Source organism: Sulfurimonas sp. (assembly GCF_028694895.1).
Classification (GTDB): Bacteria; Campylobacterota; Campylobacteria; order Campylobacterales; family Sulfurimonadaceae; genus Sulfurimonas.
This window is the reverse complement of the sequence record NZ_JAQVKA010000056.1, coordinates 1-10247: the sequence shown is the minus strand read 5'-3', so window position 1 is coordinate 10247 and position 10247 is coordinate 1. Positions and strand designations below refer to the sequence as shown.

The following is a 10247-nucleotide window of genomic DNA, read 5'->3' as shown; positions in this document are numbered from 1 at the left end:
TGGAGCTTTTTTTGGAGCTAAAGACTCTGGTGCTGCTAATAGTTCAGATGTTGCCACAACAGCTAAACACCCTAAGCCACTCAAAGCTTCTCTTCGTTACATGTTCATAATAAACCTCCCTACATACCTATGTTAGTTTATTCTTTTAAAACTTAATAGCACTTGATTTATCTTACATAAAAGTGCATAAAACAGGGTTTTTTTGTGCTTTAAGCAACTTAAATTATCTTAATCGCTCCAGATGTTATAATATATTCTTAAAACTTCAACTTTATACTCGTCATTGCGCTCTCTTTAGAAGAGATTTCTATACCAATGTTGTATTTATTACATACTCTTTTTACTATATCAAGCCCGATTCCAAAACCACCCTCAGCATCATTGGCTCTATAAAACCTATCAAAAATCTTATCTTGAAGTTCTTTTTTTATTCCTACGCCACTATTGCTTATAATGAACTCACTATCTTGAAGTTTTATCTCGATTACTCCGCCGTGTTTATTGTACTTTATTGCGTTTGAGAGAAGATTGCTAAATAGTCTTTGCGCACTTACCTCATCGATAGTGAAAAACAGATCTTCTAGCTCTTTAGTGATTGTGAGTGATTTTTTACTTGCCAAATCTTCATAAAGTGTAAGCTCGTTTTCTATGATATTTTTTAGATTTAGTCGTTTTGCTTCTTGATTTTTGTTATCCATAAGTAGATAGGTCAAATCGGAGTAGATTTTTTGCACTCTTTTGGCACTTATTTGAACCCTGCTTAAAATTTTCTCATCAATATTTTCTCTCTTTAGCCTATCTATACTCATCAAGATAGCGGTTATAGGAGTGTTTAACTCATGAGTAGAATCTTTTATAAACTTATCAAACTTTACTCTCTCATTTTGTATGGGTTTTAAAAACATCTTTGTTAAAAAATAGCCGACAACTACAACTAAAATAATAGAAAAAATAGCGATAAAGAGAGTATCTTTTATCAGTTTTAAAATCTGCTCATTTGCGTTTTTACTCTTTAGCACCAGATATTTTACGCCATGATGGAGTTGTGGGCTCAAATCTACAAAGTAATCAAACTCTTTATCTTCATAAAAACCTTGTTCAAACTCTCTCACTTCAAATGGCTCTCCATCTATGAGCTCTTTGTTTGCACTATAAAGAGCTATCTCATATCCATCTTGTGGCTCTACGTGTAACTCCTCTGCGTGCATGAAAGAAGAGACGATTTTAGAGGAGATGCTTAGTGCAATATTTTGAATCTTCTCTTTTTTAGATGAGATTATGTTTGAAGCTTCATAGCTATAAAAGCTAAATGCAATGATGATTATCAGAAATATCGATGAACTTAGATAGAGTCCTAAAAAGCCATAAAGAGACTTTTTCTCACTAGATGTTAACTCTATAGCCGACTCCTTTTATAGTTGTTATAAAATCTTTGCCTAGGTATATTCTGATGTTTTTTATATAAGTTCTAAGTGTTGAGTCTGATGGCAACTCTGAATCTATCCAGATATTTGCCGCTAACTCATCATGTGAGATTATCTTATCTCTGTGCAACAAAAAGTACTCTATGATTTGGAAATCTTTTTTAGAGAGTTTTACTCTTTGCTCATCCTTTACAAGCTCATATGTAAGTCTATCGAGATAACTATTAGCATCAATAACAACATGAGAGGAGTTTAAGCTGTGAACCCTTAATAGATGCTCTATCCTTACATCAAGCTCCATCAAATCAAATGGTTTTTTGAGGTAATCATCACAACCCAAATCAAATCCTCTTTTGAGATCGTAGGCTGAGTCAAGTGATGTTATAAAGATAGTTGGTATGTTTACATGTTGCTCTTTTAAGAGTTTTAAGAGTTCAAATCCATTTAAAAGCGGCACATTTACATCAAAGAGCATCAAGTCAAAACGACTCTCTATTATCTTCTCATAAGCATCTTCGCCATCATAAACTGATGTTACTTCATAACCTTTTTCACTTAAATGCTCATATAGTATCTCAGACAATATAACATCATCTTCTAGGAGTAAAATCTTCATCTCACTATTTTACTATCTTTTTCTTATAGAGTATAACAAAGGAATAATAAGAAGTGTCAAAATTGCAGAAGTAACAATTCCCCCAATCATAGGTGCTGCGATGCGCTGCATAACTTCACTTCCAACTCCATGAATATACATGATGGGGATAAGTCCGCCAAGGATTGCAAAAACTGTCATGAGCTTTGGTCTTAGTCTGCCTGCAGAGCCTCTGATGATGGCTTCATGATGCGTGGATATGTTCTCATTTATCGCCTCTTCTAAGTAAATTACCATAACAATAGCGGTCTCAGCAGCGATGCCAAGAAGTGCCAAGAAGCCAACAACTACCGCAATAGAGAGGTTAAATCCAAGATAGTCTATGTATAAAAGTCCACCAAGAATCGCAAATGGAAGAGTTGAGAAAACTATAAGAGAATTTACTGCATCTTTTAGAGCAAAATAGATAAGTACAAAGATACTAAGAAGAACTATTGGGATGATAAAAGCTAGTCTATCTTTAGCACTCTCTAAGTATTCACTCTGCCCCGCAAACTCATAGTAGTAACCTTTTGGAAGTTCTATGCTTTGTAGAGCATCATGTGCTGCACTCTTATACTCATCCACGCTTACTTCACTCTTTGGCGTGATATATACAAAAGAGACCTTCATACCTTTTTCGCTCTTTATCACGCTAGGACTTTGCATGTATTTTATATCTGCAAACATATCAATTGGCAAGAAACCAAGCTTTGTTTTTACCTTTAACTCTTTTATCTTCTCTATACTCTCTCTTTGATCTGAGTTCACTCTGATAGATATAGGATGACGCTTAAGCCCATCTACAAAAGTACTCACTCCCAAACCGCCAACACCAAAAGAGATAGTGTCAAGTATGTTCTGTTTTGAAACTCCATACCTTGCTAAACTCTCTTGTTTGATATCCACGTCTAAAAAATATCCGCTATTTGATTTATCAGCAGATACATTTAGCGTAAGTGGCATAGTTTTTAGTTTCTGCTCCATTTGAGATGATATCTCTTCTAATACTCTGTTGTCATCTCCATATAGTTTGATGCCAAGTGGAGTGCGGATTCCAGTTAGGAGCATATCAATTCTGCCTCTGATTGGATAAGTCCATGAGTTAATCAACCCTTTTATCTTTAGCTTATCCTCCATCTCTTGCATCAACTTCTCATAAGTCATGCCCTCTCTCCAAAGGGATTTGTCTTTAAAGGTTATGATTGTCTCTATCATGCCAAGCGGAGCTGGGTCGGTTGCACTATTTGCTCGACCCGCTTTACCAAACACTGTGTCAACCTCTGGAAAACTTTTGATGATTTTATCACTCTCTTGAGTAATCTCTTTTGCAAGCTCAATGCTTATACCATAAGGAGTAACAGGCATATACATAAAATCCTGCTCATTTAGTTGTGGCATAAACTCCCACTTTTGAGCATTATACAGAGGATACATGTAAGCCATAGAGATAATGACAAGAGCGAGGACAAGGTATTTCATCTTTAAAAAGAGTTTTAGTATAGGAGTATATAAAAAGGTAAAAAATCTATTTATATAGTTACTCTCCTCTTTTTTGATATCTCCTTTTATAAAGAGAATCATGAGCACTGGAACTAGCGTGATAGAGAGAAGTGCTCCCATAAGCATCGCAAAGGTTTTTGTATATGCAAGTGGCGAGAAGAGCCTTGCTTCTTGACCCTCTAATGCAAAGATTGGTAAAAACGAGACCACGATAAGTATCAAAGCGAAAAATATCGGGCGACCAACTTGTTTTGAAGAGTCTATGATGATTTGTACTCTGCTTTTTGTTCCATCACTTTTGCTTAAGTGTTTGTGCGCATTTTCTATCATGACGATGGAAGCGTCAACCATCGCACCAATGGCTATGGCGATTCCTCCCAAACTCATAATGTTTGAGCCAATGTCAAAGAGACTCATAAGCAAAAAAGTAAGAAGTATAGTCAGAGGAAGAACGATAATAACAACTAGTGCACTTCTAAAGTGAAACAAAAAAAGAGTTGTGATAATGATAACGATAATAGACTCTTCAAGAAGTGTGCTCTTAAGTGTGTCGATAGCTTTATCTATAATTTTACTTCTATCATAAGTTGTAACTATCTCCACATCTTCACTCTGCAACGTCTTGATTTTGGCTTTTATCTTTTTAATAACTTCATAAGGATTCTCTTTATATCGCACCAAAACTATACCACCAACAACCTCGCCCTCACCGTTAAAATCAGCAACACCACGTCTTGAAGCGGGAATCTCCACAACCTCGCCTATATCGCCAAGCTTTAGCGGAGTAACACCATTTACTTTTAGTGTGATGTTTTTCATCTCATCAAGACTACTCAAATATCCACGAGCTTGAATGATGTTTTCATAACCATTCTCTAGCAGTACTCCACCGCCTTTGTCTTGATTGTTTTTCTTTAGCGCATTGATTATCTCATCAATTCCTATATCATATTTGACCATTTTATCTTGATCAACAAGGAGCTGATAATTTTTTATAAAACCACCAACAGCCGCCACTTCACTAACGCCATCAACACCTAAAAGACCATACTTTAAGTAAAAATCTTGATAGTCTCTTAGCTCTGAGAGATTTAGTTTGTTTGACTTGATTATATACTGATACGCCCAGCCTACTCCAGTTGCATCAGGTCCCATACTAACTTTTGCGCCCTCAGGCAGAGTTGGAAGGATGGAAGAGAGTTGCTCTAGTATCCTACTTCTTGCTTCATAAATATCTGTTTCATCTTTAAAGATGATGTATATAAGAGCATTTTGAAAACTACTCATCGCTCGAATGGTCTTAATATTTGGCAGAGACATCAAAGAGCTGATGAGTGGATATGAAACCTGCTCTTCTATGATTTTAGGAGATTGTCCCTCGTATGAAACTTGAAGGATAACCTGCGGAGGCGAGAGGTCTGGGAGCGCATCAAGCGAGATATGTTTAAGACTAAATATACTAAGAAAAGTTAAAATCGCTGAGAGTATAAGAACTAAAAATATGTTTTTTGAGCTAAACTCTATTATTTTCTCAACCATCTCCTTACCACTCCTCACTCATGTATGAGCCGTTTGTAACTGCATCACTATCAAGTAAAAAGAGTGCATTAAGTGCTACTTCACTACTCTCATCTATACCGCTTTGTATCTCATAAAATCCGCCTGAGTATTTCACTTCAACTTCTTGTGGCTCATACTCGCTTGGAGAGACTTTTTTAAAGACGTAAAATTTATCTCCTCTTTTTATAACCGCATCTTTAGGCAAAGAGAGTGAAGATGTTGGTGCGTTAGAAAAGCTTACCTTTGCAAACATATCGGGTGAGATTTTAGCTTGAGCGTTATCCAAATCTACTCTTACGTTAAACGTCAAATCATCTTTGTTTATTTTTGGATATATCTTACTTACCTTCGCAATTATTGGCTCACTCAAACCCTCTATCTGGGCACTTGCTCTCATACCTTGTTTTATAAACTCAAAATCTTTTTGATAAACTTTTGCAATAACCCACATGTTAGAACTATCTGCGATTCTTAGCAGAGTTGAGCCAGCTTTTGCATAAGAGCCTTCAACTATATTTTTCTCGATTATCTCTCCACTATACTTACTATAAAGCGGTATCGTTTGGGTCGTAGAATAAATTGCTCTCTCATCTAATTCGTAGAGTTTTAACTTCTCTAAAATAGTGGCATGAAGTGCTGGAAAATCTTTTGTAGAGGCGAGCTCTTTTTTTAGTGTATAAATCTCTTTTGAGTAGATATCAAAAAGTTTAGAGCCTTTTTTTACCTTTTTATAAAGCTCATTTGCTTCTAGGTTCTCTATAAAACCATCAAACCTTATGCTAACTTCATAAACTTTGCTCTCATTATAGGAGGTCGTAGCATAGTATGTTTTAGTTGCACTGTGTGTCTGCATCTTTGGTTTTATACTCTTTACGTTAAAAGTCTGCTCAAACGTTTTAGCCTCGCCAAGAAAAAACATCAAGAGGATTAAAAGTACGATTTTCATTTTAAACTCCCACTAGTTAGATAAAAAAGTTCCAAAAGAGCGCTCTTCATATCAAGGTTATATTTTAGTTTCTCAATCTCTAAATCAAGAAGCAGATTCTCATTTTCTATATTTTTCTCTAAAGTTACGCTGTTTGTGATGTTTGACTTATCGTATCTGTTTAACTCTTTGTACTTATATAAAATATCATCAAGATTTTTAACTCGTCTCTTTAAATACTCTACTCTTTTGTCATTAGTGTCAAAAACAGCCATAGCATTTGAGATGTAGCTCTGTTCTTTTTGAGTATTCTCAGAGCTTAGATGTCTTGTTTTTTGCACTTTTGCTTCTTCGCTTCCATAGATAGGAAGTGCAAAAGAAGCCGACACAGAGAGATAATCTTCATAGTTTTGACGGTGGTTGTAAACTAAGCCTACATTTACGTTTGAGTATTTTTTTCTCTCTTCAAGTCTGCTGGTAAGTTCTAACTGTTTTGCTTTTATTTCATATATTTTATACTTTGGAGATTTTTTTATATCTCCCTCTAAAAAATCATCCTCTATCTTGGCTCTCTCTACTAACATGTAGTCTTGATTACTTAGATATTTGAACTCATTTTTATATGATTCTAGTTTCTCTTTAATCTCCAAAATTTTATCTTCAACTACAAATATCTTTTTTTGAAGTTCAACACTCACTTTGAAAATCTCTGCTATGTTTATACTCTGCTCACTATATTTAAGAAGCAAAGAGAGGTTTGATTTTTTTTGTTCTAAGAGTTCTAATAACGTGTTAGAAGTTGAAATCTCTTCCACTTTTAGTGCCATTTTTTTGTATAACTCCAGCCTCAAATCTTCTAACTCATACTCTAAGATAAGAGTATCAGCTCTAAGTATTGCCTCTTTTAAATCAAGTTTTCCAAAAGTTTCAAACTCTTGAGTTATACCGATAAACTGAGTTTGCATAGACTCAACATCTCTTCTTAAAAAATTATCATTTAAGAGCATATCATTTAGACCAATACTTAGGATTGGGTTTTTATATGTAGCTTCACCTAAAGTGTTTTGACGTGAAGCCAAAATGCTCTGCTCTTTTGCCTTTAACATTGGCGAGAGTTCAAGTGCTTTATAAAACACATCATTAAACTCAGCGCTAAAACACAGTAGTGGCACAAAAACAAAAGAGAGCATCCTCATAAATAATCCTTAGTTGTTATGATGCATTGATGAAGCTTGGCCAAGATTTACACTACCCTTGTACTTATAATCTTTGCCTGTTTCATCTTTTACAAATAGCTGATACTGCCAAGTTCCACTCATAGCAAAGTTTATATTGCACTCAAATGAATCATCCACTTTTTTACAAACATCTTTTGATTCCATGTATGGCATCCCCGGCATCTGGGGCATAAAAAACTTTATACGTACATCTTTTGCATCTACAACTGCACCGCCGTGCTCACCTCTGTTTAACTCTACCTTGATTTTGTTCTCTCCCTCGCTTAAAACTCTTGTGCTAGAGAGCATCGCATGCAAACCATCACTATCTTTCATGTCCATAAAACCTTCAGCTTGTGCAAAACTCCAAACTAAAATCAATCCAAGAACTGTTTTCATCATCTTTATACTCCACTTTTTTATTTATTTATGGAGTCTACTGTTTTGAGTGTGTAGTAATTGTGTAGAGTATATACTTTGGCAATAAGCTAAAACATAGTTACATAGCAACTTGCGTTTAATTAAAATATAAGTAAAATATATATTCAATGTTATATTAGTTGTAAAAAAGGCAAAAATATAATTTATTTTTTTGTTTATTTATAATAAAATAAAATATGTGTTATAATCTTAACTTAATTTTATCCAGAGAGATGCTTATGAAATATGTGTATACACTGCTTATTTTTCCCCTTCTTTTTTGCACTTCATCCCTTAGTGCTTCAAATTCTATAGACCTAAGTGAGGCGCTTGAGTTACTTAAATCGCAAAACTTAGAGATAAAGGGTGCTCAGTATGATATAGAGAGTGCCATACAAGAGAAAAATACAGCTTCAGGAAACCACTGGGGTAAGCTTGATTTGATTCAAGATTTTGCGCGCTCAGATGATGCTGGAAATGTGTTTGGTTTTAAACTAAGTTCAAGAGAGGCTAACTTTGGAGATTTTGGTTTTGCTGATTTTGATACTACAAATCCAAACATACTTAATGTCGAGCCACGAGACCTAAACTACCCAGATACAAGAAACTACTTTCAGAGTAAACTAAAGTATGAGCTTCCTATTTTCACTGGTTTTAAGATATCTAGTTATGTAGATGTTATGCAAAGCGTTACAAAGATTAGAGCACTAGAAAAAACTCAAATGTTAAATGAAAAGATATATGAGACTAGAAAAAGCTTCTATGATATGGCTCTTCTTGAGGACTCTATCTCTAACTTACATGTGATACTAAAAAACATAGATACGCTTGAAGATATGACAAAAGAGATGATAGATGTAGGTTACGCAAAGAAAGTTGATCTGCTTGAAGTTATAGCAAAAAAGGGAAATGTTGAGCGTTTAATCTCTCAAATGGAGTCAAATAAAGAGCTTCTATATCACTATATAAGTTTTCTTTTAAATCAAAAAATAACCTCTATAAAAACTCCATCACTTAAAATCATCATGCCAAGTGTTACAAATGATGAGATACTTCAAAACAATCTAGATATTCAAAAAGCAAACAATGGGCTTGCTCTTAAAAAAAGTATGATTGATGTGGCTCAGTCTTCATATTATCCAATGGTTGGGGCTTTTGCAGAGGTTTCAACTGCTGATGATAGATTTTTAGATGATGCAAGCGATCATCAATCTTATACAGTTGGAGCAAGACTTACTCTAAATATATTTAACGGTGGCATTGATGGCGCAAATGTAGAAAAATCAAGAATTGATTATATGAAAACTCAAACGCAAGTTGCCCTTGCAAAGAGTGGAATTGAGCTTCAAACACAAAAGATAAGAACAGAGATAAGTAGTTTAAACAAAGACATAGAATCGTTAAGAAAAGAGTTACTTTTAGCTGATGAGATTTACAATAATTATGAAGCAAGATATAGAGAAAAACTCTCATCAATGAGTGATGTTATCATCAAACAATCAGAGCAGATTCAAAAGATACTTCAACTACAAGAAACTATCAATAAGCGAAATGAGAGAATTTTCGCACTTGAAAAACTAGCAAATGGAGAAGAAAAATGAGAAAAATAGTAATACTTTTAGTAATGTTAAGCGCCCTATTAGCAGCCGAGGGGATAACTCTCTCTGGTACTGTTATAAGTGACAATAGAAAGATGATAACAAGCCGTTTTATGGGCTTTGTTACAGATGTAAGAGTATCTGAGGGTGATAATGTAAAAAAAGGTGATCTTTTATACACTATTGACTCAAAAGAGATAGACTCGGCACTAATTCAAGTAGAACTTGGCATCTCTCAAGCTCAACTAAGTCTTCAAATGTATCAAAACCAATATACAAACGTAAGACTAAACCTAGATAGACATAGAAGACTTTTAGAAAAAGATATGGTTTCAAAGTTTGAAGTTGAAAATCTCGCACTAGCTGAAGAGAATCTTGCAAATATGATTATCATCGCTAAAAAACAACTTCTTCAAGCAGAAGCACAATTAGCAGAGGTTAAAAATCAGTACCGTTACTTAAACATCACAGCACCAAATAGTGGTGTAATAGTAAGTAAAAATATAAAAGTTGGTGAGATGGCGATGCCTGGAATGCCAGCTTTAGAGCTTTCAGATTTGAGTGATTTAAAAATATCAGCAGAGATAGCAGAAGATAATCTAGCTCTTATTAAAGAGGGTAAAAAGGTAGTTATCAATATCCCATCGCAAAATATTCAAGCTGTTGGAACTATAAGCGCTATCATTCCTAACTCAAACCCAATGACTCACTCATTTAAAATAAAAATCTCATTTAAAAATGTGTACAAATCTATCTATCCAGGTATGTATGCAACTGTTGTAATAGAGTAAGGTTTTATGATGACGCACTATAAACCAACAGATATCGCAGGTAAATTAGCTGCTGGGTTTTTAAGAAATCCTCTCACCATTGTTCTTGGTGTCTTTTTACTCTTGATTGGCTACTTAGCCCTAAATATAATGCCAAGAGAAGAAAACCCTCAAATGGTAGTGAGTGGTTCTACTG

At 34.7% G+C, this 10247-nt stretch carries 8 protein-coding genes and 1 pseudogene; 3 read left to right on the top strand and 6 right to left on the bottom strand.

The window, feature by feature from the left end:
* Nucleotides 1-257: 257 nt before the first annotated feature.
* From PHI38_RS07190 to PHI38_RS07165, 6 genes are all read right to left on the bottom strand, one after another.
* Nucleotides 258-1208 carry a HAMP domain-containing sensor histidine kinase gene (locus PHI38_RS07190; RefSeq protein WP_299854410.1) on the bottom strand — a complete coding sequence of 317 codons (951 nt, stop codon included), beginning with the start codon at nt 1206-1208 and terminating at the stop codon, nt 258-260.
* A 175-nt stretch (nt 1209-1383) separates the two neighbouring features.
* Entirely contained in the window at nt 1384-2040 is a 657-nt protein-coding gene (locus PHI38_RS07185; protein WP_299854408.1) for a response regulator transcription factor, read from the bottom strand.
* Nucleotides 2041-2052: 12 nt separating this feature from the next.
* Nucleotides 2053-5100 carry a CusA/CzcA family heavy metal efflux RND transporter gene (locus tag PHI38_RS07180; protein ID WP_299854405.1) on the bottom strand — a complete coding sequence of 1016 codons (3048 nt, stop codon included), beginning with the start codon at nt 5098-5100 and terminating at the stop codon, nt 2053-2055.
* 4 nt (nt 5101-5104) lie between these two features.
* Nucleotides 5105-6067, bottom strand: a complete 963-nt coding sequence (locus tag PHI38_RS07175; RefSeq protein WP_299854403.1) for an efflux RND transporter periplasmic adaptor subunit — start codon at nt 6065-6067, stop codon at nt 5105-5107.
* Nucleotides 6064-7236 (bottom strand): TolC family protein, encoded by a 1173-nt coding sequence (locus PHI38_RS07170; protein ID WP_299854400.1) that lies wholly within the window; start codon nt 7234-7236, stop codon nt 6064-6066. The genes PHI38_RS07175 and PHI38_RS07170 overlap by 4 nt, the downstream gene beginning before the upstream one ends.
* A gap of 15 nt (nt 7237-7251) precedes the next feature.
* Nucleotides 7252-7665 (bottom strand): FixH family protein, encoded by a 414-nt coding sequence (locus PHI38_RS07165; protein WP_299854397.1) that lies wholly within the window; start codon nt 7663-7665, stop codon nt 7252-7254.
* Nucleotides 7666-7922: 257 nt separating this feature from the next.
* On the opposite strand from PHI38_RS07165, the gene PHI38_RS07160 reads away from it, so the two are divergent.
* The 3 genes and pseudogenes from PHI38_RS07160 to PHI38_RS07150 all read left to right on the top strand — a co-directional run.
* Nucleotides 7923-9284, top strand: a complete 1362-nt coding sequence (locus PHI38_RS07160; protein ID WP_299854394.1) for a TolC family protein — start codon at nt 7923-7925, stop codon at nt 9282-9284.
* Nucleotides 9281-10072 (top strand): efflux RND transporter periplasmic adaptor subunit, encoded by a 792-nt coding sequence (locus tag PHI38_RS07155; RefSeq protein ID WP_299854391.1) that lies wholly within the window; start codon nt 9281-9283, stop codon nt 10070-10072. Before PHI38_RS07160 ends, PHI38_RS07155 begins: the two co-directional genes overlap by 4 nt.
* 9 nt (nt 10073-10081) lie before the next feature.
* A pseudogene (locus tag PHI38_RS07150) lies at nt 10082-10247 on the top strand (AcrB/AcrD/AcrF family protein); the annotation flags it as partial.